Origin of the sequence: Streptomyces sp. NPDC037389 (genome assembly GCF_040636475.1) — a bacterium.
Lineage (GTDB): Bacteria > Actinomycetota > Actinomycetes > Streptomycetales > Streptomycetaceae > Streptomyces > Streptomyces hesseae.
Map to the genome: position 1 here is coordinate 570607 of NZ_JBEZUS010000003.1, position 25410 is coordinate 596016.

At 73.2% G+C, this 25410-nt stretch carries 21 protein-coding genes and 2 riboswitches; of the genes, 14 read left to right on the forward strand and 7 right to left on the reverse strand.

From position 1 onward, the window contains the following. Positions 1-142: 142 nt before the first annotated feature. A riboswitch (cobalamin riboswitch) is annotated at positions 143-306 on the reverse strand. 263 nt (positions 307-569) lie between these two features. Beyond that, positions 570-656, forward strand: a riboswitch (cobalamin riboswitch). 62 nt (positions 657-718) lie between these two features. The 7 genes from AB0E98_RS09340 (at position 719) to AB0E98_RS09370 (ending at position 7379) form a co-directional block, all read left to right on the forward strand. Continuing rightward, entirely contained in the window at positions 719-958 is a 240-nt protein-coding gene (locus AB0E98_RS09340) for a CbtB-domain containing protein (RefSeq protein WP_361700374.1), read from the forward strand. A 37-nt stretch (positions 959-995) separates the two neighbouring features. Then, complete coding sequence (locus AB0E98_RS09345; RefSeq protein WP_361700551.1) at positions 996-1754, forward strand: CbtA family protein; 759 nt, start codon at positions 996-998, stop codon at positions 1752-1754. Between the two features lie 205 nt (positions 1755-1959). Beyond that, entirely contained in the window at positions 1960-3459 is a 1500-nt protein-coding gene (locus AB0E98_RS09350) for a CoA-acylating methylmalonate-semialdehyde dehydrogenase (protein ID WP_361700377.1), read from the forward strand. A gap of 5 nt (positions 3460-3464) precedes the next feature. Beyond that, a complete protein-coding gene (locus AB0E98_RS09355) occupies positions 3465-4613 on the forward strand; it encodes an acyl-CoA dehydrogenase family protein (protein WP_361700379.1) in 1149 nt (382 codons plus the stop codon). Positions 4614-4627: 14 nt separating this feature from the next. After that, the gene (locus AB0E98_RS09360; RefSeq protein ID WP_361700554.1) at positions 4628-5677 is read left to right on the forward strand and encodes an enoyl-CoA hydratase/isomerase family protein; all 1050 of its coding nucleotides are present in this window, start codon (positions 4628-4630) and stop codon (positions 5675-5677) included. Continuing rightward, the gene (gene mmsB, locus AB0E98_RS09365) at positions 5677-6600 is read left to right on the forward strand and encodes a 3-hydroxyisobutyrate dehydrogenase (protein ID WP_361700382.1); all 924 of its coding nucleotides are present in this window, start codon (positions 5677-5679) and stop codon (positions 6598-6600) included. The genes AB0E98_RS09360 and mmsB overlap by 1 nt, the downstream gene beginning before the upstream one ends. After that, positions 6600-7379 carry an enoyl-CoA hydratase gene (locus AB0E98_RS09370; RefSeq protein WP_361700385.1) on the forward strand — a complete coding sequence of 260 codons (780 nt, stop codon included), beginning with the start codon at positions 6600-6602 and terminating at the stop codon, positions 7377-7379. The genes mmsB and AB0E98_RS09370 overlap by 1 nt, the downstream gene beginning before the upstream one ends. 159 nt (positions 7380-7538) lie before the next feature. On the opposite strand, the gene AB0E98_RS09375 is transcribed toward AB0E98_RS09370, so the two are convergent. Next, positions 7539-8972, reverse strand: coding sequence for a short-chain fatty acyl-CoA regulator family protein (locus AB0E98_RS09375; RefSeq protein WP_361700388.1), 1434 nt, complete (start codon positions 8970-8972; stop codon positions 7539-7541). A gap of 188 nt (positions 8973-9160) precedes the next feature. Here AB0E98_RS09375 and AB0E98_RS09380 point away from each other — a divergent pair, with 188 nt between their 5' ends. The 4 genes from AB0E98_RS09380 (at position 9161) to AB0E98_RS09395 (ending at position 14472) form a co-directional block, all read left to right on the forward strand. Beyond that, positions 9161-10681, forward strand: coding sequence for an MmgE/PrpD family protein (locus AB0E98_RS09380; RefSeq protein WP_361700391.1), 1521 nt, complete (start codon positions 9161-9163; stop codon positions 10679-10681). Further along, entirely contained in the window at positions 10681-11586 is a 906-nt protein-coding gene (prpB, locus tag AB0E98_RS09385) for a methylisocitrate lyase (RefSeq protein WP_361700394.1), read from the forward strand. The genes AB0E98_RS09380 and prpB overlap by 1 nt, the downstream gene beginning before the upstream one ends. A gap of 35 nt (positions 11587-11621) precedes the next feature. After that, positions 11622-12746 (forward strand): bifunctional 2-methylcitrate synthase/citrate synthase, encoded by a 1125-nt coding sequence (locus AB0E98_RS09390; RefSeq protein ID WP_361700396.1) that lies wholly within the window; start codon positions 11622-11624, stop codon positions 12744-12746. A gap of 391 nt (positions 12747-13137) precedes the next feature. Then, entirely contained in the window at positions 13138-14472 is a 1335-nt protein-coding gene (locus AB0E98_RS09395) for a wax ester/triacylglycerol synthase family O-acyltransferase (protein WP_361700557.1), read from the forward strand. Between the two features lie 75 nt (positions 14473-14547). On the opposite strand, the gene AB0E98_RS09400 is transcribed toward AB0E98_RS09395, so the two are convergent. Then, positions 14548-15177 (reverse strand): hypothetical protein, encoded by a 630-nt coding sequence (locus tag AB0E98_RS09400; protein WP_361700399.1) that lies wholly within the window; start codon positions 15175-15177, stop codon positions 14548-14550. Between the two features lie 360 nt (positions 15178-15537). Between AB0E98_RS09400 and AB0E98_RS09405 the strand changes: the two genes are divergently transcribed. Continuing rightward, positions 15538-16926: a deoxyribodipyrimidine photo-lyase gene (locus AB0E98_RS09405; protein WP_361700402.1), complete on the forward strand. Its 1389-nt coding sequence runs from the start codon at positions 15538-15540 to the stop codon at positions 16924-16926. A gap of 15 nt (positions 16927-16941) precedes the next feature. Here AB0E98_RS09405 and AB0E98_RS09410 read toward each other — a convergent pair whose 3' ends face one another. The 4 genes from AB0E98_RS09410 to AB0E98_RS09425 all read right to left on the reverse strand — a co-directional run bounded on the left by AB0E98_RS09410 (position 16942) and on the right by AB0E98_RS09425 (position 20738). Further along, entirely contained in the window at positions 16942-18738 is a 1797-nt protein-coding gene (locus tag AB0E98_RS09410) for an FAD-dependent oxidoreductase (protein WP_361700404.1), read from the reverse strand. A gap of 142 nt (positions 18739-18880) precedes the next feature. Beyond that, entirely contained in the window at positions 18881-19423 is a 543-nt protein-coding gene (locus AB0E98_RS09415; protein WP_361700406.1) for a DUF1707 and FHA domain-containing protein, read from the reverse strand. A gap of 95 nt (positions 19424-19518) precedes the next feature. Then, positions 19519-20223: a hypothetical protein gene (locus AB0E98_RS09420; protein WP_361700408.1), complete on the reverse strand. Its 705-nt coding sequence runs from the start codon at positions 20221-20223 to the stop codon at positions 19519-19521. Next, positions 20220-20738, reverse strand: coding sequence for a sigma-70 family RNA polymerase sigma factor (locus AB0E98_RS09425; protein ID WP_126912728.1), 519 nt, complete (start codon positions 20736-20738; stop codon positions 20220-20222). The genes AB0E98_RS09420 and AB0E98_RS09425 overlap by 4 nt, the downstream gene beginning before the upstream one ends. Before the next feature lie 404 nt (positions 20739-21142). On the opposite strand from AB0E98_RS09425, the gene AB0E98_RS09430 reads away from it, so the two are divergent. Both AB0E98_RS09430 and AB0E98_RS09435 read left to right on the forward strand, forming a co-directional pair. Then, positions 21143-22702: a trypsin-like peptidase domain-containing protein gene (locus tag AB0E98_RS09430; RefSeq protein WP_361700411.1), complete on the forward strand. Its 1560-nt coding sequence runs from the start codon at positions 21143-21145 to the stop codon at positions 22700-22702. A gap of 165 nt (positions 22703-22867) precedes the next feature. Continuing rightward, positions 22868-24046, forward strand: a complete 1179-nt coding sequence (locus tag AB0E98_RS09435; protein WP_361700413.1) for a styrene monooxygenase/indole monooxygenase family protein — start codon at positions 22868-22870, stop codon at positions 24044-24046. Positions 24047-24208: 162 nt separating this feature from the next. Here the strand turns inward: AB0E98_RS09435 and AB0E98_RS09440 are convergent, their stop codons facing one another. Beyond that, positions 24209-25081: an isocitrate lyase/PEP mutase family protein gene (locus AB0E98_RS09440; RefSeq protein ID WP_361700416.1), complete on the reverse strand. Its 873-nt coding sequence runs from the start codon at positions 25079-25081 to the stop codon at positions 24209-24211. Positions 25082-25410: the final 329 nt, after the last annotated feature.

Below are 25410 nucleotides of genomic sequence, written 5' to 3' on the forward strand. Positions count from 1 at the left end.
CGAGCTCGTCTTCCGGGATCCCGGAGAGGCCGCGAGGGGTCGTGTCGGTGCGGGCGAGCCGCCGAGTGCTCGTCCGTGCGCGCCGACCCGCCCTCGGGGTCACCGGGATCTCCGCGCGCGATTCGTTCGCGCGCGGGCAGCGGGCAGGTCTTCGGACTCGCGGGCACGTCCACCCGAGGGCGGACACCTAATGGCCGTCGCTTCCCGGGCCCGCCGGGCCCAGTGCGTATGACGGCGGTCGTTCCCGCACACCGCTGCGGGGCAGTCCCGGATTCCCACCGGGTTCCCTCTTGCGACGCGTCTGCCTGGCGGGCAGGGCGAACCGGCTGCGTGGTCAGCGTAGGCACAGAAGTCACCCGCCGAACAGCCCTGTTCATATACCGGTCACACAGGGACGGCATACGGACGATATCCGGGCGCCGCGACGGTGTGGAGGGTGTGAAGGAGGCTCGCCCGCGGCGCACACCCAGGCCGTGCACGCCGGTTCATACGCCGGTGCGCATCCCCCCACCCCATGGCGCGACGTTGGCCTGAACGGTACGGTCGCGTGGACATGACGACGGGGTGACGGAAGCCGGTGGGAATCCGGCACGGTCGCGCCACTGTGAATCCGGCCGAACGCTCGCGGCAGCGCGGCGACGCCCGGGGAGTCAGACCCGCCTCCCGTCGTCCAAGAACCCCTAGTTCTGGGACGCGTGTTTCCCCAGGAGGTTTGATCATGGCCTATTCCGCCGTTCCCACGTCCGGCGCTCCCGTCTCCGGCTCCTCCGCCCGGCCGGAGGTCGCGCCGATATCCCTGAAGGCGATCGCCCCGTGGGCGGTCTTCTTCGGGCTTCTCATGCTGATCCTGCTGTACTTCGTCGGCGCCGAACAGGGCGCCACCTCGCTGCTTTCCGGCGAGGGCGTCCACGAGTGGGTCCACGACGGACGCCACCTGCTCGGCTTCCCGTGCCACTGACCGCCGGGGAGTCCGTCTCGTGAACACCGACCGTCCCGTGAACACCGTCTCCGTACGGTCGCTCCTGGTGCGCGGCATGCTCGCCGGGCTGGCGGCGGGGTGCCTCGCGCTGCTCGTGGCCTATCTGCTCGGTGAGCCGTCCGTGGACAAGGCCATCGGTTTCGAGGAGGCCCACAGCCACGGCGACCACGGTGTGGAGCTGGTCAGCCGCACCCTCCAGTCCACGGCCGGGCTGGCGACCGGCGTCCTGGTCTACGGCGTCGCGCTCGGCGGCATCGCGGCGCTGGCCTTCTGCGTGGCCCTGGGCCGGATCGGCCGGACCGGCCCGCGCGCCACGGCGGCCCTGCTCTCGCTGGGCGGGCTGCTGGTGGTCTATGTGGTGCCGTTCCTCAAGTACCCGGCCAATCCGCCGTCCGTCGGCGACCCCGACACCATCGGCAAGCGCACCGCGCTGTACTTCCTGATGATCGCGCTCAGCGTCCTGCTGGGCGTCGCCGCGATCTTCCTGGGCCGCGCGCTGGCCCCCCGGCTGGGCACCTGGTGGGCCGGCGTCGTCGCGGTGGCGGCGTTCGTGCTGATGGCAGGGGTGGCGTATGCCGTCCTGCCCGTGGTCGACGAGGTGCCCGCAGACTTCCCGGCCACCGTGCTGTGGCGGTTCCGCCTCGCGGCCCTGGCCATCCAGTGCGTCCTGTGGGCGGGCTTCGGGCTGCTCTTCGGGCACCTGGCCGAACGGCTGCTCGTCCACCGGGCCGGCCCCGACCGCTCGGCCCAGAGCCTGGCCGAACCCGTCTCCTGACCGATTCCGTTTCTCCCGTCCCCGGCGTGCGGGGCGGCCACCCGGCCGCCTCGCACGTTTTTTCGACTCTGGACTTAGTAGGACGTCCAACTATATGTTCGGGGGCACCACGAGGACGGACAGGACGGACCGCGCCCCACAAGGGCGCGCGCCCGCGGCCCCGCCGTGCCTGTCCCCGGATCTCACCTGATGAGAGCAGGCTTCCATGGTCCGTGAACTGACCCACTTCATCGGCGGAAAGCACACCCCCGGAACATCGGGGGTCTTCGGCGATGTGTACGACCCCAACACCGGCGAGGTCCAGGCCCGGGTGCCCCTGGCGAACCGGGCGGAGACCGAGGCGGCCATCGCCGACGCGGTCCGCGCCCAGCGCGAGTGGGGCGAGTGGAACCCCCAGCGCCGGGCCCGGGTCCTGCTGCGCTTCCTCCAGCTGGTCGAGGGCGAGAAGGACGCGCTGGCCCGACTGCTGTCCTCCGAGCACGGCAAGACCGTCCCCGACGCGCTCGGCGACATCCAGCGCGGCCTGGAGGTGGTGGAGTTCGCCGCGGGCATTCCGCATCTGCTCAAGGGCGAGTTCACGGACAACGCCGGCACCGGCATCGACGTGCACTCCCTGCGCCGCCCGATCGGCGTCGCCGCCGGCATCACCCCGTTCAACTTCCCCGCGATGATCCCGCTGTGGAAGGCCGCCCCCGCGATCGCCTGCGGCAACGCCTTCATCCTCAAGCCCTCCGAGCGCGACCCGTCCGTACCGCTGCGGCTCGCCGAGCTGTTCCTGGAGGCGGGCCTCCCGGCGGGCGTCCTCAACGTTCTCAACGGCGACAAGGAGAGCGTGGACGTCCTCCTTGAGGACCCGCGCGTCGGCGCCGTCGGCTTCGTCGGCTCCACCCCGATCGCCGCGCACATCTACGCCACCGCCGCCGCCCACGGCAAGCGCGCCCAGTGCTTCGGCGGCGCCAAGAACCACATGATCGTGATGCCCGACGCCGACCTCGACCAGGCCGTCGACGCGCTCATCGGCGCCGGCTACGGCTCCGCCGGGGAGCGCTGCATGGCCATCTCGGTGGCCGTGCCCGTCGGCGAGGAGACCGCCGACGCGCTCGTCGCCAAGCTCAAGGAGCGCATCGGCACGCTCCGCATCGGCCGCTCCGACGACCCCGAGGCGGACTTCGGCCCGCTCGTCGGCCGCGACGCCGTCGACCGGGTGCGCGGCTACGTCGACCTGGGCGTCGAGGAGGGCGCGGAACTGGTCGTCGACGGCCGGGACTTCGTCCTGCCGGGCCACGAGAACGGCTTCTTCGCCGGCGCCACCCTCTTCGACCGCGTCACCCCGGACATGCGGATCTACCAGGAGGAGATCTTCGGTCCCGTGCTGTCGGTGGTCCGCGCCGCCGACTACGAGGAGGCCCTGCGGCTGCCCAGCGAGCACCCCTTCGGCAACGGCGTCGCCCTCTTCACCCGCGACGGGGACACCGCCCGCGACTTCACCCGCCGCGTGGACACCGGCATGATCGGCGTCAACGTCCCGATCCCCGTGCCCGTCGCCTACCACACCTTCGGCGGCTGGAAGCGGTCCGGCTTCGGCGACCTCAACCAGCACGGCCCCGACGCCATCCGCTTCTACACCCGCACCAAGACCGTCACCTCGCGCTGGCCCTCGGGGGTCAAGGAGGGCGCGAGCTTCACGATCCCGACGATGGGCTGACCGCCATGACGACCACCTTCCTCACCGAGGACCAGCGCGCCATAGCCGAGACCACCCTCGACTTCGCCCGCGAGCACCTCGCCCCGAACGCCGTCGACTGGGACCGCGACAAGCACTTCCCCGTCGACGTCCTCCGCAAGGGCGCCGACCTCGGCCTCGGCGGCGTCTACGTCCGCGAGGAGTCCGGCGGCTCCGGCCTCACCCGCGCCGACGGCGTCCTCGTCTTCGAGAGCCTGGCCACGGGCTGCCCCTCCGTCGCCGGTTACTTCTCCATCCACAACATGGTCGCCTGGATGATCGACCACTACGGCGACGACGCCCAGCGCGCCCGTTATCTGCCCGGCCTGTGCTCGATGGAGACCCTCGGCAGCTACTGCCTCACCGAGCCGGGCGCCGGCTCCGACGCCGCCGCGCTGACCACCCGCGCCGACCGCGACGGCGACGAGTACGTCCTCGACGGCGTCAAGCAGTTCATCTCCGGCGCGGGCTCGACCGACGTCTACATCGTCATGGCCCGCACCGGTGGCCCCGGGGCGCGCGGCGTCTCCGCCTTCCTCGTCCACCGCGACGACCCCGGCCTGTCCTTCGGCCCCAACGAGAAGAAGATGGGCTGGAACGCCCAGCCCACCCGCCAGGTGATCCTCGACGGCGTCCGGATCCCCGCCGACCGGCTGCTCGGCGGCGAGGGCGAGGGCTTCCGCATCGCCATGAGCGGTCTCAACGGCGGCCGGCTCGGCATCGCCGCCTGCTCCCTCGGCGGCGCCCAGAGCGCCCTCGACCGCACCCTGGCCTACCTCACCGACCGGCAGGCATTCGGGGAGTCCCTCATCGACTCCCCGGCCCTGCGCTTCCGCCTCGCCGACATGGCCACCGAGCTGACCGCCGCCCGCGCCCTGGTCCGCCAGGCCGCCGAGGCGCTGGACCGCGGCGACGACCAGGCACCCCAGCTGTGCGCCATGGCGAAACGTTTCGCCACCGACACCGGGTACAACGTCGCCGACCAGGCGCTGCAACTCCACGGCGGCTACGGCTACCTCAACGAGTACGGCGTCGAGAAGATCGTCCGCGATCTCCGGGTCCACCGGATCCTGGAGGGAACGAACGAGATCATGCGCCTCATCGTGGCCCGCGGCCTGACGGGGGCCGGCCGATGAGCGACGACCGGCCGATGAGCGACGATCCCGTACTGTTCCGGGTCGAGGGCCGGGCCGCCCATATCGTTCTCAACCGGCCCAAGGCCCTCAACGCCCTCACCCACGCCATGGTCTCCCGCATCGACGAGGCCCTCACCGCCTGGGAGCACGACCCGGCCGTCGAGACCGTCGTCATCACCGGCGCGGGCGAGCGCGGGCTGTGCGCGGGCGGCGACATCCGCTCCATCCACGAGGACGCCCGCTCCGGTGGCACGGCCTCGGCGGACTTCTGGCGCGACGAGTACCGGCTCAACGCCCGGATCGCCCGCTACCCCAAGCCGTACGTGGCCGTCATGGACGGCATCGTCATGGGCGGCGGCGTCGGCGTCTCCGCCCACGGCGGCGTACGGATCGTCACCGAGCGCTCCCGGGTGGCCATGCCCGAGACCGGCATCGGCTTCGTCCCCGACGTCGGCGGCACCCACCTGCTGGCGAAGGCGCCCGGGGAGCTCGGCACCCATCTCGCCCTGACCGGCGAGGCGGTGGGCGCCGCCGACGCCCTGCTGTGCGGGCTCGCCGACCACTTCGTCCCCTCGGACCGGCTGCCCGCGCTCCTCGCGGAGCTCGCCGACGCCCCGGCCCACGAGGTCGTCGCCCGGCACACCGCCGAGGCGCCCGGTGGCGAACTGGCCGGTCACCGCGAGTGGATCGACGCCTGCTACGCCGCCGGCACCGTCGAGGAGATCGTCGAGCGCCTCCAGGGCCATGGCACCCCGGCCGCCAAGCAGGCCGCCGAGACGATCCTCGCCAAGTCCCCCACCGCGCTCAAGGTCACCCTCGCCGCGCTGCGCGCCGTCCCGGGGCTCGGCCCGCTGGAGCGGGTGCTGGAGCAGGAGTACCGCGTCTCGTGCGCGGCCCTGGCCGCGCCGGACCTGGTGGAGGGCATCCGTGCCCAGGTGATCGACAAGGACCGGAACCCGCGCTGGTCCCCCGCCACGCTCGCCGAGGTGGGCGAGGCGGACGTCGCCCGGTTCTTCGCACCGCTGGGCGAGAAGGAACTCACCCTGTCCCAGGAGGTGGCGTGATGAGCACCCGTACTCCCCTGACCGTCGGTTTCGTCGGCCTCGGCCACATGGGCGGCCCGATGGCCGCCAACCTCGTCAAGGCCGGGCACCGGGTGCGCGGCTACGACCTGGTGGCCGCCTCGTTGGAGACGGCCGCGGCCGCCGGCGTCGAGCCCGCGGCCTCGGCGGCGGACGCCGCCGCCGGCGCGGACGTGGTGATCACCATGCTCCCCGCCGGACGGCATGTCCTCGCCCTCTACCAGGACGAGGGGCTCCTCGCCGCCGCCGCGCCCGGCACGCTCTTCATCGACTGCTCCACCATCGACGTCGCCGACGCCCGCGCCGCCCACGAGGCCGCGGTCAAGGCCGGCCACCACGCCCTGGACGCGCCCGTCTCCGGCGGGGTGACCGGTGCCGAGGCCGCCGCCCTGACCTTTATGGCCGGTGGCGGCGAGGCCGAGTTCACCCGGGCCGAACCGCTGCTCGCCGCCATGGGGAAGAAGGCCGTCCACTGCGGCGGCCCGGGCGCCGGACAGGCCGCGAAGATCTGCAACAACATGATCCTCGGCATCTCGATGATCGCGGTCGGCGAGGCCTTCGTCCTGGGCGAGAGCCTCGGCCTGTCCCACCAGGCCCTCTTCGACGTGGCCTCCACGTCGTCCGGCCAGTGCTGGGCGCTGACCAGCAACTGCCCCGTGCCCGGCCCGGTCCCGGCCAGCCCGGCCAACCGCGACTACCGGCCCGGCTTCGCGGCCCCCCTGATGGCCAAGGACCTCGGCCTCGCCGCCGACGCGCTCCGCGCGAGCGGCATCGGCTCCGCCTTCGGGATCGAGGCGGCGAAGCGGTACGCGGAGTACGCCTCGGGCGCCGGGGCGGCGGAGGACTTCTCCGGGATCATCCGGACGATCCGGCAGCAGAACGAACGAAACGAGACGGCTTCCTGATGACCACCGCGTACGAGACCATCCTCGTCGAGCGCAAGGGCCGGGTCGCCCTTGTCACCCTCAACCGCCCCAAGGCCCTCAACGCCCTCAATCTGCAGGTCATGAACGAGGTCGTCGAGGCCACGGAAGCCCTCGACCGGGACCCGGACGTCGGCTGTATCGTCCTCACCGGCTCGGCGAAGGCGTTCGCCGCCGGTGCCGACATCAAGGAGATGCAGCCACAGGGGTACATGGACATGTACCTCAACGACTGGTTCACCGCCTGGGACCGGCTCGGCGCCCTCCGCACCCCGACCCTCGCGGCCGTCTCCGGCTACGCGCTGGGCGGCGGCTGCGAACTCGCCATGCTCTGCGACATCCTGCTCGCCGCCGACACCGCCGTCTTCGGGCAGCCGGAGATCAAGCTCGGGGTGATCCCCGGCATCGGCGGCTCGCAGCGGCTGACCCGGGCCGTCGGCAAGGCCAAGGCGATGGAGCTGTGCCTGACCGGGCGCACCATGGACGCGACCGAGGCCGAGCGGGCGGGCCTGGTCTCCCGGATCGTCCCGGCGGACGACCTCCTCGCGGAGGCCCTGTCCGTCGCCGAGACCGTGGCCGGGATGTCCGCGCCGGTCGCCATGATGGCGAAGGAGGCGGTGAACCGGGCGTTCGAGACGACGCTCGCGGAGGGCGTGCGCTTCGAACGGCGCGTCTTCCACGCGGTGTTCGCTGTCGCGGACCAGAAGGAAGGGATGGCGGCGTTCACGGAGAAGCGCGCGCCGGAGTTCCGGCACCGCTGACCCCACTTGCCGGGGGCGCCTCGTCACGGGGTGCCCCGTTAGGGGCGCGGGGAACTGCGCGATCAGCCCCCGCCGGCGCGCGGTCGAACGACTGCGGAGCCGACGTGCCGTCAGCCGACTGCGGGCCGTCGTGGCTTGTCGCGCAGTTCCCCGCGCCCCTTACGGGGCGCCCAGCACCGGATAAGGCACCCGCGTCCGTCGGTCGGGGTCGACGTCGAGTCGGCCACCGGCCGGCGGGCGCGCGCGTTGGGCGCAGTCGCGGCGCTCGCAGATGCGGCATCCGAGGCCGATGGGGGTGGCCGCCCGCGGGTCGTCCAGCGCCACCCCCTCCGCGTAGACCAGCCGCCCCGCGTGCCGGAGCTCGCAGCCCAGGGCGACGGCGAAGTCCGCCCGCGCGGCCCGGTGGCCGAAGCCGCCGCGCGTGACGGTCCGCGCTATCCAGAAGTACCGCTTGCCGTCGGGCATCTCCGCGACCTGTGTGAGGATCCGCCCGGGCGCGGAGAACGCCTCGTACACCGTCCACAGCGGGCAGGTCCCGCCCAGCCGGGAGAAGTGGAAGTCCGTCGCCGACTGCCGCTTGGAGATGTTCCCGGCCCGGTCCACCCGCAGGAATGAGAAGGGCACCCCGCGCCGGCCCGTCCGCTGGAGCGTGCTGAGGCGGTGGCAGACGGTCTCGAAGCCCACGCCGAAGCGGGAGCCGAGCAGTTCGACGTCGTAGCGCAGCTCCTCGGCCGCCGTGTGGAAGGCGGTGTACGGCATGAGCAGCGCGCCCGCGAAGTAGTCGGCCAGGCCGATGCGCGCCAGGGCGACGGAGTCCGGGGAGGACAGGGCCGCGTCGTCGGCGAGGGCGTCCAGCAGGGGGCCGTGCTCCAGGAAGGCCAGCTGGGTGGCCAGCTGGAAGGCGCGTTGGCCGTCGCTGAGCCAGGGGGACAGGAACACCAGCCGGGTGTCGGGGTCGAAGCGCCGGGCGTCGGCCGTCTGGGCCGGGGCCGCCTGGACGACCGTGACGCCGTGCCGTGCCGCGAGGCGGGCGGTGAGCGCCTCGGCGGAGCGGCCGGGCCGGATCCCCAGTTCGGCCGCGGTCCGTTCGGCGGCGGTGTCGAGCGGGCCGAAGTGGTTGTGGTGTTCGTAGAAGAAGTCCCGTACCTCGTCGTGGGGTTCGGCGGGCGGCAGGGCGGTGGTGTCGCCGGGGGCGGCCAGGGCGGCGGTCCGTTCCGCGGCGTCGCGGTAGCGGCGGTGGAGGGCGACGAGGGCGCGGGCCACCTCGGGGTGGTCGCGGGCGACTTCGGCGATCTCCTCGGTGGGCGGCGGGGCCCCGGAGCCGCATGCCTCGTCGCCGAGGGCGGCCCGGAGGTCGGTGGTGAGCCGTTCCTCGTCGGCCTCGGAGAAGAACTCGGCGTCGACGCCGAGCACCTGGGCGATCCGCAGCAGCACGGAGGCCGTGAGCGGCCGCTGGTTCTGCTCGATCTGGTTGAGATAGCTGGTGGAGATCCCCAGTTCGCGGGCGAGCTCCACCTGGTTGAGTCCGTGCTCGCGGCGGAGCCGCCGCAGTTTCGCGTGCGCGTAGATCTTCCGGCCCGCCGCTCGTGCCATGCCGCCCGTCCCCCTCGAAGTCCCCGATTCCTGGTCCCTACTGCGAAAGTAGCATCCGCATGTTTCGCAACTTTCGCGGATTCACAGCCCGGGGCTGTACGGATTCCGCAGGTTGGAGCCGTCGCGGACGGCGGACGGAGCGGGCAGGCTCGGTTCACGGAAGCCGGATCGTCCTCCGAGGAGCCCCGTTGATCGACCACCGGATACGCGTCCACCCCAGCGCCGCCCCGCTGCCCCGCGAGGACCAGCTCGCCTGGAAGCTCGCGGCCGTCGCCACCGCCACCCCGGCGGCCGCGGAACTCGACCCCGACGCCGCCGCGATGGCCGTCAACCGGGTCGTCGACAACACCGCCGTCGCCGTCGCCTCCCTGGCGCGCCGCCCGGTGGCCGTCGCCCGGTCGCAGGCCCTCCCCCACCACGCCCGCCCCGGCGCCTCCGTCCTCGGTGCCCCGGCCGGGGCGCGGGTCTCCCCGGAGTGGGCGGCCTGGGCCAATGGCACGGCCGTCCGGGAGCTGGACTTCCACGACACGTTCCTGGCCGCCGACTACTCCCACCCCGGCGACAACATCCCGCCCCTGCTCGCCGTCGCCCAGCACACCGGTCGCTCCGGCGCCGACCTGCTGCGCGGCATCGTCGCCGCGTACGAGGTGCACGTCGCCCTCGTCAAGGGCGTCTGCCTCCACGAGCACCGCGTCGACCACGTCGCCCACCTGGGCGCGGCCGCCGTCTGCGGCATCGGGGCGATGCTGCGGCTGCCCACGGAGACGGTGTACCAGGCCGTGCAGCAGGCGGTGCACACCACGACCGCCACCCGGCAGTCCCGCAAGGGCGAGATCTCCAGCTGGAAGGCGTTCGCGCCGGCGTTCGCCGGGAAGGCGGCGGTCGAGGCCGTGGACCGCGCGATGCGCGGCGAGGGCTCGCCGTCGCCGATCTACGAGGGCGAGGACGGCTTCCTGGCCTGGATGCTGGGCGGTCCGGACGCCGAGTACACCGTCGCGCTGCCGGAGCCCGGGGAGGCCCTGCGCGGCATCCTGGAGACGTACACCAAGGAGCACTCCGCCGAGTACCAGGCGCAGGCCGTCATCGACCTCGCCCGGCGGCTGGGCCCCCGGATCGGGCCGTCGGCGCGCGTCGAGCGGATCGTCCTCCACACCAGTCACCACACCCACCAGGTGATCGGCTCCGGGTCCGGCGACCCGCAGAAGTACGACCCCGGGGCCGCCCGGGAGACGCTGGACCACTCGGTGCCGTACATCTTCGCCGTCGCTCTGGAGGACGGTGTCTGGCACCACGAGCGCTCCTACGCGCCCGAGCGCGCCCGCCGGCCGGAGACCGTCGCGCTGTGGCGGAAGGTCTCGACGGTGGAGGACCCGGAGTGGACCCGCCGCTACCACGACCCGGCCCCGGGGCGCCGCGCGTTCGGCGGCCGCGCGGTGGTCACCCTCACCGACGGCACGGTGATCGAGGACGAGCTGGCCGTCGCCGACGCCCACCCCGCCGGTGCCCGGCCCTTCGGCCGCGCGGACTACGCCGCCAAGTTCCGCACCCTCGCCGAGGGCCGCGTCGAGCCGAAGGACCAGGACCGTTTCCTGGAGACCGCCGGACGGCTGGCCGAGCTGGACACGGCCGGCCTGGACGGGCTGTTCCCCTCCGTCGGCACCGCCACCCTCGCCGCGTACGACGCCGGGCTGCCCAAGGGGCTGTTCTGATGCTGCACACCCGCACCACCCCCGCCGAGCGGCGCCGCGCCTTCCGCGAGCGGCTCGCCTCCGGGCGGCTGCTGCGCGTACCGGGCGCGGTCAACCCGCTCTCGGCGCGCCTGATCCAGGAGACCGGCTTCGACGCCGTCTACCTCTCCGGGGCCGTGCTCTCCGCCGACCTCGGCCTGCCGGACATCGGGCTCACCACCGCGACCGAACTGGCCGTCCGCGCCCAGCAGATCTGCCGCGCCACCGACCTGCCCGCCCTCATCGACGCGGACACCGGCTTCGGCGGTCCGCTCAACGCCGCGCGGACCGTCCAGCTGATGGAGGACGCGGGCCTGGCCGGGCTCCACCTGGAGGACCAGGTGAACCCCAAGCGCTGCGGGCACCTCGACGGCAAGGCGGTCGTGTCCCGCGAGGACATGGCGCGACGGGTACGCGCCGCCGCCGACGCCCGCCGGGACCCGGACTTCCTGCTGATGGCCCGCACCGACGCCCGCGCCGTGGAGGGCCTGGCCGCGGCGATCGACCGCGCGAAGGCGTACGTGGACGCCGGCGCCGACGCCGTCTTCCCCGAGGCCCTCGCGGACGAGCGGGAGTTCGAGGCGTTCCGCGCGGCCGTGGACGTCCCCCTGCTCGCCAACATGACCGAGTTCGGCAAGGGCCGGCTGCTGGACGCCCATACGCTCCAGGACCTCGGCTACAACATCGCCCTCTACCCGGTCACCCTGCTGCGCCTGGCCATGGGCGCCGTCGAGGACGGTCTGCGCACGCTGGCCGCCGAGGGGTCCCAGGAGTCCCTGCTCCCCCGGATGCAGACCCGGTCGCGGCTGTACGAGCTCCTCGGCTACGAGGAGTACACGGCCTTCGACGCCTCGGTCTTCGACTTCACTCTCCCGCCCGGCGCCTGACCCGGCCTGACTTGACCCGACCATCGGAGGTTCCCATGACAATCGGCATCCACCGCGGGCTGGCCGGGGTCGTCGTCGACACCACCGCCATCTCCACGGTCATAGAGGAGAGCAACTCCCTGACGTACCGGGGCTATCCCGTCCAGGAACTGGCCGAACGCCGTTCGTTCGAGGAGGTCGCCCATCTGCTGTGGCACGGCGAGCTCCCCGACGCCGGGCAGCTGCGGGAGTTCCGGGCGCGCGAGCGCGCCCTGCGCCCGCCGGCCCGCACGACGGCGGAGCTACTGGCCCGGCTGCCCCGGACGTGCCACCCGATGGACGTCCTGCGGACCGCCGTCAGCCTGTTCGGCGCGGAGGACCCCGCCGAGGACGACGGCAGCCCGGCCGCCAACCGCGCCAAGTCCCTGGCGCTGCTGGCGAAACTGCCGGTGGTCGTCGCCGCCGACCACCGCAGGCGGCGCGGCCTCGACCCGATCCCGCCCGACCCCTCGCTGGGGCTCGCCGAGAACTTCTTCCACATGTGCTTCGGCGAGGTGCCGGACCCGGAGGTGGTGCGCTGCTTCGAGGTCTCGCTGATCCTGTACGCCGAGCACAGTTTCAACGCCTCGACGTTCACCGCGCGGGTGGTGACGTCCACGCTCTCCGACCTCTACAGCGCGGTGACGGCCGCGATCGGCGCGCTCAAGGGGCCGCTGCACGGCGGGGCCAACGAGGCGGTGATGCGGACGCTGGAGGAGATCGACGACCCGGCGCGGGCCGGCGAGTGGCTGGCGACGGCACTGGCCGCCAAGCGCAAGGTCATGGGCTTCGGCCACCGCGTCTACAAGCACGGGGACTCCCGCGTCCCGCTGATGCAGCAGGCCGCGGACCGGCTCGTCGCCCTGTCGGCCGACCCGGAGAGCGCCCGTCTGGCGGCCCTGCACACGGCCTTGCGCGAGGCGATGGCCGCCCGTACGGGCATCCACCCCAACCTCGACTACCCGGCGGGGCTCGCGTACCACCTGATGGGGTTCGACATCCCGTCCTTCACCCCCATCTTCGTGATGAGCCGTGTCACGGGCTGGACGGCGCACATCACCGAGCAGCTGGCCCACAACGCGCTGATCCGTCCGCTGGGCGCGTACAACGGTCCGGATCAGCGGGTGGTGCCCGCCGCCTGAGCGGCCTTGCCGAAGTCCGGTGCAGTACCGCGCCCCGTAAGGGGCGCGGGGAACTGCGCGACCAGCCCCCACCGGCCCGCGGCGACCGGATCGCGATTCCGGCGGAGCGCTTTGGCAGGGGGTTCCGATCCGGACAACTGGCGTGCGGGGTCGACGCAGTGGTCGGGGGCGGGTTACCCGAGGAAGGGGGTCCGTCAGAGGGGTTGGGGAAGGGCTGAAACCTATGGCCCTTCACATGCCGTTAACGGAGCGTATCCAGTCCACACTTGACCGTAGTCGACCGGCAGCGATTGACTTCTGCTCTCTTCCGTCCAGCAGCGTCGTCCCCTGGCCCGCCCGACGCGCGAGCACGTCCACGCCCCGTGATCCCGGAGACCCCGTGACCCCTGAAGTGACCCCCGAACCGCTCACGCCGCTCGACCTCGCCTTCTGGAACATCGAGTCCGCCGGTCATCCCCTGCACATGGGCGGGCTCGTCGTCCTCGACGCCGACACCCCGGACGCCGCCCGGCGTGCCGCCGGGCTGCTCGCGGGCCGCGCGGCCCGCGTACCGGGGCTGAACACCCGAATCCGCCCCGTCCTGTTCCCTTTCGGCGGCGCCGCCCGCCATGTCGCCCCCGGCTACGACCCGTCGGACCACGTCCATCTCACCGCGCCCGTACGGGACTTCTTCGCGGCCGCCGGGGCCCTGATGCAGCAGCCTCTGGAGCGGGAGCGGCCGCCGTGGGCCGCGCATGTGCTGCCGGGCGCGGACGGCACGTCCTTCGCCGTGCTGTTCACGTTCCACCACGCCCACGCGGACGGCATGCGCGCGGCGTCGTACGCCCTGTCGCTCCTGGACCCCGCCGCTGCCGACGGGGCGCCGATCGCGGCCAAGGCACCACGGACGGAGAAGTACGGCTCCGCTCTGCGCCTGCCCGATCCGCGCGAACTGCCCGGCCTGGTGCGCGGCGCCGTCACCGATGCCGGGCGGGCCCTGTCGATCGGCTCCGCCATGGCCCGTGCCGCGCTGGACGTGCGTTCCTCGCCCGCCCTGGCCTCCCGCGCCACCGGCGCTCGCCGCGCCGACGGCGCGACCGTCGACCTGCGCGACGTGAACCGCGTCCGCGAGGCCACGGGCGGCACGGTCAACGACGTCCTCCTCGCCGTGGTCGCGGGCGGCCTGCGGCGCTGGCTCGACAAGCGCGGCGACGGCAGCGACGGCGTACAGCCACGCGCCCTCGTCCCCGTGTCGCTGCGCGACCCGAGCGACCCGAGCGCCTCGGGCAACCGGCTCTCCGGCTATCTCGCCCGGCTCCCCGTCGACGAGGCCGAACCCCTCGCCCGCCTGCGCGCGGTGCGCAAGATCATGGACCGCAACAAGCAGGCCGGGCCCGCCAGCGGGCCGGGCGCCGCGGCGCTGCTCGCCGAGGCCATCCCGCCCCTCGGCCACCGTTTCGGCGGCGGTCTGATCGCCCGCTCGGGCCGCCTCTTCTACGACCTGCTGGTCTCCAGCGTCCCGTTGCGCGACGCCCATGGCCTCACGCTCGCGAACAGCCGCGTCCGCGAGGTCTATCCACTCGCCCCGCTCGCTCCCGGGCAGTCCCTCGCCGTGGGCATCACCACGTACGAGGACCGTGTCTGCTACGGCCTGCTCGCCGACGCCGTCGCCGTGCCCGATCTGGACCTGCTCGCCCGGTCGATCGGCGACGAGGCCGCCGGACTGATCGCCGCCTGCGGCGACTGAACCGCACGCGGAAAGGGCTGCTGCCCCCGTCGAGGAGACGGGGGCAGCAGCCCTTTCCGTGGAGGAACGCGCCTGTCAGTGCGGCGTGTTCATGAAGCCGATGACCACGGCGCCCCACCAGCAGATCTGGGAGATCATCGCGGTGGCCCCGCCCCAGGCCAGCAGGCGCGGCGACGGCTCGCCGGCGGGCTGTCGGGCCATGTGCTTGTTGAGCAGGCCCGCCTGGAGGCCGTTGAGGCTCAGGACGAGGACGAACGCCAGCTTGATCGCGGTGAGCGTGGCCGAGGGGTTGGGGTGGAGCAGGGTGCCGCTCACGACGAGTCCGGCGAGGCCGGCCCAGATGGGCAGGTGGAGCTTGCCCGCGCTGCCCAGAGCCTCGCTCAGGGTGCTGCGGCCGGTGATCCACAGCAGTCCGTAGTAGTCGGCGACGAGTACGGCGCCGAAGCCCAGGACGAGGCTGGCGAGGTGCACGAAGAGCGCGACCGTGTGCAGGGACGCGTCCGCCTGGAGGTGGATGGAGACCCACACGCTGGCGGCCCAGCCCGCGCACAGGGCGACGGCGGCACCGGCGACCGTCCACCAGGTGTCGTAGAGGCCCAGCGGCCGGGCGTGGCGGGCGCCGCCGGTGCGGGGTGCCGCCATCGCGACGGGCGGGCGGGACGGTCGGATGACGGACAGAGGCGGCTGTGACGACAGAGCGGACACGTGAATCTCCCAACGCGGACCCTTGGCGACAGGCACTGCTGGCCTGTCGCCGATCCTGGGCCGTACTGTGACCGGCCCTGGACGGCCGGTACGGAATATCAGTCGCTTCCTCGGCAGTGAGGACCGACACCATGTGCCAGAGGTCTCCCGGCCTGGTCTTCGGCCTCGGCGCGGCCGGTCGATCCGGCACGGGCGCTCCACACGGCCGGTCGATCCGGCACGGCGTGTCCACACCAGAACATCCCTTCGAGGAATCCGCAAGCCCGTGGGTCACAGTCAATGCCGTCCTTCGCGTCCCTTGTGTCCTAGCCTGAGCCCGCAGGACACGGCCTGGGCCACCGGAACGAGGCGGGTGGGGGCATGCGCGTCGCTGTCGTCCTTTTCACAGCCGATCTGCGGTTGCATGACAATCCCGCGCTGGGCGCGGCGCTGACCGCGGCCGAGTGCGTGGCGCCCCTGTTCGTGATCGACTCCGGCATCGCCGGTGCGGGCCTCGTCACACCGGCGCGCGCGGCCTTCCTCGCGGACTGCCTCGCCGATCTCGACGAGGGACTGCGGGCGCGGGGCGGCCGGCTGATCGTCCGGGCCGGGGACGTGGTGCGCGAGACGTGCCGCGTGGCCGCCGAGGCCGGTGCGACGGAGGTGCACGTCGCGAGCGGGGCCAGCGGCTACGCCCAGCGGCGCGAGGAGCGGCTGCGTTCGGCACTGATGGTGGACGGCCGGTCGCTGAGGGTGCACGACGCGGTGACCACGGCCGTGGCGCCGGGGGTGCTCGTGCCGTCGGGCAAGAGCCACTACGCGGTGTTCACCCCGTACCACCGCCGCTGGTCGGCCGAGCGGCTGCGGCCCGTCTCCCCCGCGCCCCGCCTCGTGGAGCTGCCCCGGGTGCGCTCGCTCCCGCTCCCCGGGGCCGGGGACCTGGCCCGTGGCACGGCCCCGGCGGGGCTGCCGAAGGGCGGCGAGACCGAGGGCCGGCGCCGGCTGGCGGCCTGGCTGCGCTCGGGCCTCGCGGGCTACGCGGAGACGCACGACGATCTGGCGGCGGACGCCACGTCCCGGCTCTCCTCTTATCTGCACTTCGGCTGTCTGTCACCTGTCGAGGTGATCTCCCGGGCCCGCCGGACCGCCTCGGAGGACGAGCGGCACGCGGACGAAGGCGCGGAGGCGTTCGTCCGCCAGCTGGCGTGGCGCGACTTCCACCACCAGGTCCTGGCCGCCGTCCCGGCGGCGGCGCACCGCGACTACCGTGCCCGGCACGACCGCTGGCGTACGGACCCCGACGAGCTCGCCGCGTGGCGGGCGGGCATGACGGGCTACCCGGTCGTGGACGCGGCCATGCGCCAGCTCGCCCACGAGGGGTGGATGCACAATCGCGCCCGGATGCTGGTGGCCTCCTTCCTGACCAAGTCGCTGTACCACGACTGGCGGGAGGGCGCCGGGCACTTCGAGGGCCTCCTCGTCGACGCGGACGTGGCGAACAACCGGCTGAACTGGCAGTGGATGGCGGGCACGGGCAACGACACCCGCCCCCACCGCGTCCTCAACCCCCTCGTCCAGGCCAGGCGCTTCGACCCCCGGGGCGACTACGTGCGCCGGTGGGTCCCGGAGCTGGCCGCGCTGCCGGGGGCGGCGATCCACACGCCCTGGCGGCTGGGCGGCGCCGAGCGGGCGGCGCTGCGCTACCCCGCGCCGGTCGTCGATCTCGACGAGGGCCTGGCCCGCTTCCGGCGGGCGAGGGGGCTGGACTGACCGGCGCCGGGCGCGTCAGCGCAGGTCGAAGACGTTCGGCCGGCCCGCGCGGTAGCGGGCCTCGTCCTGGCGCTGGAAGGGCTCCAGCTCGGGCGGCCGGTACAGGGTCCGGACCCGGCAGCGCGGGGCCGGGGAGCCGTCCGCGTCCAGCAGGGCGTTGACCGCGCGGCGGGCGGACTCGTTGGCGCCCTCCATGGTCGCGAGGTCCATGTCGGTGGCGACGTAGTCCCCGGCGAGGAAGAAGTTGGGTACGGCGGTGCGGCTCGCGGGGCGGTCGTACCAGCTGCCCGTGGGGTGGATGAGGAGCTGGTCGCGATTGACGGGGGACGGGCCGCCCAGGCCCGTGACCGCCGGGTCCATGAACCAGGAGTGGACGTCGGCGTCGGCCAGCACCTGCCGCCCGGTGTCGTTCAGCCCGGCCTTCAGCTGGGCCCACACCTCGCGGATCACTTCCTGCCGGGTGCACGCGATCGCGGGCTTGCCGTAGAGAATGCCGGGCGCGTCCCATTGCGAGACGCACACGGACAGGCAGTCGGCCACCTGGCCGTCGCCGTAGTCCGCGCGGAAGTCGCGGCCGGGCCAGAACTGCGCCTGGCTGATGGTGGTGAGCGCCCACGGGGAGTCCACGTGGTCGACGTGCCCGTGCACGACGGGGGTGCGGGTGCGGAGGTAGAACTGCACGCCCACCATCCAGTCGGTCTTCAGCCGGTCGCAGCGGGCGAGGCGGGGGTCGGCGGCCCGCAGGGCGCTCCCCCAGGTGGCGCGGGCGTGCTCGACGGGCATCGCGCTGAGGTAGTGGTCGGCGCTCGCGGCGCGGGGTACGCCGATCTCCCGGGACCGCAGCCGGACGTGGCTGACCCGGCCGCCCTTGTACACCACCTCCTCGACCTCGGTGCCGAGCTCGAAGCGGACGCCGAGGCGGCGCAGATGGGCGGCCCAGGGGTTGATCCACGCCTCGTTGGTGGGGGCGTTGAGCACCCGGTCCGGCTCCCCGTCGTTGCCCCGGCCGAGGCCGTTGTAGAGGAAGGCCTGGAAGACCCGGGCGACGGTCCGGGTGCTGGCGATCTCGGCCTTGGTGGCGATGATGTTCCGGGTGAGGCCGGTGCCGAGGAGGCGCTGGTAGTCGCGTGACATGCGGTCCGCGTCGATGAAGTCCCACCAGGGCACCCGCTCCCACTGGCCGTACCGGCGCCGGTCGCAGCTGGTGAGGTGGACGAGCACGCGGTGGGCGAAGTGGAGGAGCTCGTCGGCCGGCAGGCGCAGGGCCGTGTCCAGCGCGCCCGCGAGGGTGCCGGGGAGGGCGTCGGGGAGCAGTGCGGCGAGGCCGGGCGGGGCGAGGAGGGTGTGGAAGGGGATGCGGAGGTCCGGGCGGCCGCCGTCGCGGGCGAAGAGTTCCTCGGTGGCGTTCACCAGGTTGTCGTGGACGCTGTGCCGGCCGTCCGGCAGCGGGATCCTGCGCAGGGTGTCGGGGAGGTTGCGGTAGAAGCCGGGGAAGAAGCGGAAGCCGTGCTCTCCCGGGAGCGGGCGCCGTCCGTCCCGGGCCGTGCCGGGGACGTCCATGCTGCGGGCCTTGCCGCCGAGCGCGGTGTTGCGTTCGTACACGGTGACGCGGTAGCCGCGTTCGGCGAGCTCCTGCGCGGCGCTGAGCCCTGCCACTCCGCCGCCGAGCACCGCCACGCCGCGGCCCGTTCCGCCGTGCCGGGCGGCGGCCCCGGCGCGTCCGGCGGCCGTCAGGGCGGCCGCGCCGCCGGCGCCGCCCGCCGTCGCCAGGAACTCCCGTCGGGTGCGTCCGTTCCCCTGCCGTCTGCCCATGCCCGGGCCAACGACCGGGGGGCGCCCGGGGCACCGGAGGGCGGGGGGCGCGTGCCCCGCGCGAAGGAGCGAAGGCCGGTGCGAGGGATCAGACGGACAAACAGATCAGGCAACGGACAAACGGATCAGGCAGACGAACGGCTCAGGCGGACAAACGGAAATGCAGACTGCCGAAGGCGACCTGGTCGCCGGGGTGGACCCGTACGGCGCCTGCTATGCGCAGCCCGTTGACGTACGTTCCGTTGCGCGAGCCCAGGTCGGACAGGCGCCAGTGGTTGTCCACGTAGCGCAGCTCGGCGTGGCGGCGGGAGACCGTGTCGTGGTCGAAGCGCAGGTCGGACAGGGGTGAGCGGCCGATGCCGAGCGTGGCCTCGCCCGGCTCGGGCAGCCGGAGGCCGGGCAGCCGGGCGCCGCGCCAGGCGCCGCGCAGCCGGCCCGTGAACCCCGCCAGGCGAGTGACCGTGCGGACGAGGAACTCCGAGAAGCGGCCGTGGGTGCGCAGGTCGGCCATGGCGAGGTCGATCTCGGCGCGGGGGCGGGCGGTCAGGACGATGTTCATCCGGCGCATGAAGGTGTCGTGGGAGAGCCTGCCGTCGCCGGCACCGTCCCTCAGTACGACCAGGGCCTGGTTCCGTTCGGCCTCGGAGGGCCGGGTGAGGCGCGTACGGAAGTCGGGTGAGGTCATAAGGGTGATTCTCGGTCCGGCAGGCGCTCCCTGTCCACAGCTCAGGCCCCCGGGAGGCGACCGGCGTCCCACCGGCCCCTCCGGGGTGTCATCGGTCAGGCCGTGGCGGTGAGTTCCCCGATGCGTTCGGGGAAGTCGGGCTGGGGCAGGGGCAGATCGACCTCCTCGACGAAGCCGAGGGCGTCGGGGACGTAGGCGATGACGGCGCTCGCGGCGGGCGAGAAGCACTCCCCGTCGCGGAGGCTGTCGAGCATCTGGAGGGCGGCGTTGAGGTCGCCCCGGTCGATGTCCTCCGGGGTCTGCGGGATGAGCGCCTCCAGCCCGGCCTGACGGCGCCACAGCTCCGCTTCCCTGCGCTCGCCGAAGGCCATGTGGTGGAGGTAGAGGCAGCAGGCGGCGCCGGCGGCGTCCGCGCCGGCGGCGAACTGCCACCAGAACCGCGCGCTGTCCTCCCGGTCCGCGAGCTGGAGCACACAGCCGAGGACCAGCGCGCCGTCGGGCTCCAGCATCCGGTGGGCCAGGAAGGCCCCGAGCTTGTGGAGGTCCTGGGCGACGACCGTCTCGCACAGGCTCCGCAGCCGCCGCCGGAAGGCCCGGTGCGGCAGCGAGTTGCGCTCGGCGGCCCGTACGGCGGCGGCGCGGGCGGGCTCCATCTGGTCGTCGAAGTACAGCGCGCCGTGCCACATCCGCTCCGCCAGGCGGGCCCGCAGCCGGGCCTCGGCCTGATCGGTGTCGGCGATCGTGTAGGGCCGGGGTTCGAGGCGGGCTTTGGCCAGGGCGTGGTCGAGGGACCCGATCACCGGTGCTCCTCTTCTCTCTCCAGTCCGAGGGCGTCGTGGAGACGGTGTCTCGCGAAACGGGCGGTGGACCGTACCCCGCCCTGGGTGATGCCCATGATGTCTGCGGTCTCGCGGATGCTGTAGCCGAGGCAGTAGTGAAGGACGATGACGTCGTGCTGGCGCTCGGGCAGGGCGCAGATGGCCTTGTAGACCGACAGGCTCTCCTCGAGCTCGCCGATCGGGTCGACGGCGTGCCGCAGCGCGGACGTCTCGAAGGCGGCGGTGTCGATGACGGTGGGGCGCCGGCCCCGGGCGCGGGCGCAGTCGATCGTGCGGTGCCGGACGACGGACCAGGCGTAGGCGTTGGGCGACTCGGTCCTCAGGACCTCGCTCCAGGTGAAGCAGAGGTCCTCGAAGGCCTGGTCCACCGCTTCCTCGGCGTCGTGGCGGTTGCCGAGGTAGAGCTCGGCCCACTGCATGTAGCGGGGGCGGTAGAGCTGGTGGAACGCACGATAATCGGCAGGCAGTTCGGTCATGGGAAACGTACCCGCATGGCGGGAGAGCGTCACCGTTTCCCTCCCCGCCGCCGGCCCGTCGCCCCGTCGCCTGCATCGTGTGGGATCACGGAAGTACTGGTCCCTCCGGTTGTGGATGGTCATGGGCCGGGCGGGGCCCGTACAGGCCCCTGTGTCGCCGCACCCCGAGAGGGCGTCCTGGCCTGACCCTCTCCGCAAGTAATGGCGTTCGCGGGCGGGCGTTTGTGCATCGAGCGATCGTAAAGTCTTACGGAATGCTACATTCCGGTTGCGTTCCGCCACCCCGAGCGCCCCCTTCCTTGATCACGCTCCGCGCCTGGCCGAAAGCGGACACGCACCGTCGCCCGCCTCCTCGGGCTCTGCCACAGTCGGGCCGTCAGCAGTCGACGATCAAGGAGATTGCCGTGAGGGACGTCGTTCCCCCCACCCGAATACGTCTGCTGGCCGCGAGCGCGGCCGCTCTCGTCACCGCCGGAACGCTCTGGGCGGGCCCGGCCCACGCCGCCGAGGGGCCGGTACCGCGCGACCACGACGCGCCGCTGATCGACTCCGGGTCGGCCGACGGACAGCGGTTCCGGGCGTCGGGCCGGCTGGTCGGGGGCGGCGGTACGACGTGCACGGCGACCGTCGTGCACGCCACGGGGAAGCCGGATCCCGCGCGCAAGGCGCTGATCCTCAGCAACGGGCACTGCGCCGACGACACGATGCGGACCAATGACGTCGTCGTCGACCGGGCCGCGCCCGACGGCTGGAGCTTCACCCCCGCCTTCTTCCACGACAACACGGCGGAGCACAAGAGGTTCACCGTCGAGCGCGTCGTGTACGCGACCATGAAGGACATCGACGTCTCGCTGCTCCAGCTCTCGGCCACTTACGGGGAGCTCGCCGCGCTGAAGGTGACGCCCTGGACGCTCGCCGACCGTCCGGTCGCGGCGGGGACGCCGCTGCGGGCGGCCCACGCGCCGACCGACGGGGTCGAGGAGGGCAAGCGGTTCCTGCGCCTGTCCACGTGCCGGGCGACGGCCGCCTCCGTGAGCCTGCACGAATCCTCCTGGCTGTGGCGTGACTTCACCCGCACCGACTGCCTCGGCATCAGCGGCGGCTCGTCGGGCGGGGCCGTCACCACCGCCGACGGGACCCGGCTCGTCGGGCTGCTCAACACCGTGGCCACGCCCGGCTATCTGGGCTGCGGCCTCGGCCGGCCCTGCGAGGGCGGCCTGTCGGGGCTGGTCGTGCCCAAGGACGACACGGCCTACGCCACGCCCGTCGACGCCGTGGCCTCCTGCCTGGACGGGGCGGGTCTGCGGCTGCACCGGCCGGGCTGCCGGCTCGACCGGGGCGAGCAGGTGACCGTCGAATCGGCCGGACAGCACACGCAGTCGCACACGCCGCAGGGCCCGGCCCGCTGGGACGTGCGCGTCACCCCCGGCAAAGCGGGCCGGCACACGTACGTCGCCTTCAAGAGCGGCCCGTTCGGGGCCACCGACTGCACCCGGCCCGAGGGCTACGGCAGGCCCCAGCGGCTGACGACCGCGGGCGTGGACCACAAGGACCGGCTGCCGCGGCGGGAGGGCCTCCACGTCCTGTGCGTGGCCGGCGGGCCCGACGGCACCGCGCACGGCCCCGGCTGGGCCGCCTCCTTCGCCCACCCGTCGTACGCCTACGCCCGCGTCGACGACACCCCGCCCACCGTCGCCCCGACGGTCGACATCCGGAGCTTCGAGGGCGAGGGAGGCGGCAAGGACTTCTGGGTACGCCCGGTCTACGCGCCCTGGGAGATCACCTCATACAAGGTCAAGTACGGCCCGAAGGCCGGCACCGACTGCGCCGACCCCGAGGGCTACCGCTACTTCCTGGGTATCCCCACCACCCTCAAGGCGTCCGGGGGCCCCTGGACCTACTGCGCCATCGGCTACGACAACGCCGACAACGCCACCCCACCGGCGTCCTTCACCGTCGCCTAGCCCACTGTGGCTCCTGCCGCCCTCTGTTGGCCGGCGGTGCGCCACTGCACGATGGGACGCGTGGTGTCCGCCGGGCACCACGCGTTGCCGGGCTTGCGGACCTGAGGGGGTCTCATGCGGAGGATCGCCATCGTAGGAGCGGGACAGGCGGGATTACAGCTGGCGTTGGGGCTCCAGACCCACGCGTACGACGTCACGCTCGTGTCCGCCCGCACGGCCGGGGAGATCCGGGACGGGCATGTAATGTCCACCCAGGCGATGTTCGGGCCCGCGCAGGCGATCGAGCGGGAGGCCGGGCTGAACCTGTGGGACGACCGGGTGCCCGCGGTCCACGCGGTGCGGGCCACCATGATCGACCCGCCGGGAACCGTTTCGGCCGCCATCACCGGCAGGCTGAGGCATCCCCAGCGGTCGGTGGACCAGCGGGTCAAACTCTCCGGCTGGCTGGAGCTGTTCGAGCGGCGGGGCGGCCGGGTCGAGTACCGCTCGGTGGACCGGACCGGGCTCGGTGAGCTGGCCCGCAGGCACGAGCTGACGATCGTGGCGGCCGGGCGCGGCGGACTCTCCGGCCTCTTCCCGCGCGACCCCGCGCGCTCGCCCTACGACCGGCCCCAGCGCACCCTGTCCTGCCTCTATCTGCGCGGCGTGGCCGCTCCCCCGGACCCGGCGGAGACGCATGTGCGCATCCTGAGGGCGCCCGATGTCGGCGAGATCCTCTTCCAGCCGGCCCTGACGACGAGCGGTCCCTGCACCATCCTGCTGTGGGAGGCCGTGCCCGGCGGCCCGTTCGACTGCTGGCAGGACCGCCCCTCGCCGCACGACAACCTCAAGCGCTCCCTGGACCTGCTGCGCGAATTCGCCCCATGGGAGCACGAGTTGTGCGAGAAGGCGGAGCCGACGGACGCGACCGCCACCCTCTACGGCGCGGTCGACCCCGTCGTCCGCCGCCCTCTCGCCCGGCTCGACGACGGCGTGTCCGTCCTGGGCATGGGCGACAGCGTCGTCGTCAACGACCCGGTCACCGGGCAGGGCTCCAACAGCGCCGCCCGCTGCGCCGACGTCTACCGGCGTGCGATCCTCGCACGCGGCGAACGGCCCTTCGACGACGAGTGGATGCGCGAGACCTTCGAGGAGTTCTGGGCCTACGCCCGCCACGCGACGGCCTTCACCACCGCGATGCTCGGCCCGCTGTCCCCGCACATGGCCCGGGTGCTGGGGGCGGCGACCGTACGCGCGGAGGTCGCCGACCGCTTCGCCGAGCTGTACGCGGACCCGTCCGAGGCACGGTGGTTCCTCGACCCGGCGGAGGCCGACGCCTATCTGGACGCCATCGGCGCACCCTGAGCCGGGTCGCGGAACGGCCGTGCGCCCCCGCCCCCCCGGCCCCCCCCGCCAACCCCCCCCCACCCGCCCCCCCCCGGCCCGGCCCGCCCACCGGCCGCCCCCCCCCCCCCCCCGGCCCGGGAGGGCCGGTGGGCGGGGGCGTCGGCCGCCGTCGTACGGGAATCAGCTCCCGGCCACCGCCGCCGTCGGGGCCGGCAGGCGGTGGTTGCGGCTGATGTTCTTCTCCAGCAGGGCCAGGCACTCGGCGACGCCCACGCTCGACGGCGTGGTCTCGGGCAGCCGTCCGTCGTCGTCCTTGAGCCGCCGCAGCGCCTCGTCCATCGCGGACTGGGCGGCGAACAGGCACGGCGTGCTGTAGATCGCCACGTCCACGCCCAGCTCGGTCAGTTCGGACCGGCTGAGGCGCGGGGACTTGCCGCCCGCGATCTGGTTGAACAGCAGCGGCTTGTCGCCGATGACGCCGCGCACCTTGCGGATCCACTCGACGCTGCGCACACCGTCGACGAGGATCACATCGGCGTCGCTGGCGGCCAGCGCCTCCGCGCGGCGCAGGATCTCGTCCTCCTCGGTGGCGTCGGTCCGGGCGACGACGACGAGGTCGCGCCGGGCGGACAGGACGAGTTCGAGCTTCTCCAGGTACTCCTCCAGCGGCAGGATCTGCTTGCCGTCGACGTGCCCGCAGCGGCGCGGGCGCTTCTGGTCCTCCAGGATCACGCCCGAGGCGCCGATGGCCTCCAGGTGCTGCACAGTGTGGCAGGCGGTCTCGGGGTCGACATAGCCGTCGTCGATGTCGACGAGCAGATGGTGGGCGGGGAACGCCAGGCGCATCCGCTGGACGAAGGCGACGATGTCCGGCCAGGCGATGAAACCTATGTCCGGCAGGCCGTAGTGCGAGGCGGCGAAGCCGAACCCGGAGACGAACATGCCGTCGTAGTGCTGGGCGGCGACGGAGGCGGAGAACATGTCGAAGACACCGATGAGCGGCGTGGTGCCGTTCTCGGCGATGGCGGCACGTAGCCGGTCGGGGTGATTCACGGTACCCTCCGGGGAACAGGGGGCGCCGACGCGTGCATTTGACCGCTGCCCGCTAAAGCTCGCGGTCGGGTCGTCGGCGTCACGAGAAGGACAAGCGAAGAGTGGGGAAGCCCCGGGAGCTGTCGCGCGGTCAGGCGCGATACGACCCCGGGGTTTTCTGCGTCTGCGGTGCAGGCACAGGTGCGGGTGCAGGTGTGCTGGTACTGGTCCGGGCGCCCTCGGGGCCCCGGTCGACGCGACAGGACGTTAGTCAAGCTTTGGTCATGGAGCAATGTTGGCGAGGTAAAACCGACCGCGATGCGGTGCTTTCACGCCGCCCCGTCTCCCTC

Excerpts from the sequence above, each read along its gene's own strand:
- AB0E98_RS09350 (WP_361700377.1), top strand. The coding sequence starts at position 1,960 with ATGGTCCGTGAACTGACCCACTTCATCGGCGGAAAGCACACCCCCGGA.
- AB0E98_RS09375 (WP_361700388.1), bottom strand. The coding sequence starts at position 8,972 with ATGGCACGAGCGGCGGGCCGGAAGATCTACGCGCACGCGAAACTGCGG.
- AB0E98_RS09355 (WP_361700379.1), top strand. The coding sequence starts at position 3,465 with ATGACGACCACCTTCCTCACCGAGGACCAGCGCGCCATAGCCGAGACC.
- AB0E98_RS09390 (WP_361700396.1), top strand. The coding sequence starts at position 11,622 with ATGACAATCGGCATCCACCGCGGGCTGGCCGGGGTCGTCGTCGACACC.
- AB0E98_RS09405 (WP_361700402.1), top strand. The coding sequence starts at position 15,538 with ATGCGCGTCGCTGTCGTCCTTTTCACAGCCGATCTGCGGTTGCATGAC.
- mmsB (WP_361700382.1), top strand. The coding sequence starts at position 5,677 with ATGAGCACCCGTACTCCCCTGACCGTCGGTTTCGTCGGCCTCGGCCAC.
- AB0E98_RS09340 (WP_361700374.1), top strand. The coding sequence starts at position 719 with ATGGCCTATTCCGCCGTTCCCACGTCCGGCGCTCCCGTCTCCGGCTCC.
- AB0E98_RS09415 (WP_361700406.1), bottom strand. The coding sequence starts at position 19,423 with ATGACCTCACCCGACTTCCGTACGCGCCTCACCCGGCCCTCCGAGGCC.
- prpB (WP_361700394.1), top strand. The coding sequence starts at position 10,681 with ATGCTGCACACCCGCACCACCCCCGCCGAGCGGCGCCGCGCCTTCCGC.
- AB0E98_RS09370 (WP_361700385.1), top strand. The coding sequence starts at position 6,600 with ATGACCACCGCGTACGAGACCATCCTCGTCGAGCGCAAGGGCCGGGTC.
- AB0E98_RS09360 (WP_361700554.1), top strand. The coding sequence starts at position 4,628 with ATGAGCGACGATCCCGTACTGTTCCGGGTCGAGGGCCGGGCCGCCCAT.
- AB0E98_RS09410 (WP_361700404.1), bottom strand. The coding sequence starts at position 18,738 with ATGGGCAGACGGCAGGGGAACGGACGCACCCGACGGGAGTTCCTGGCG.
- AB0E98_RS09425 (WP_126912728.1), bottom strand. The coding sequence starts at position 20,738 with ATGACCGAACTGCCTGCCGATTATCGTGCGTTCCACCAGCTCTACCGC.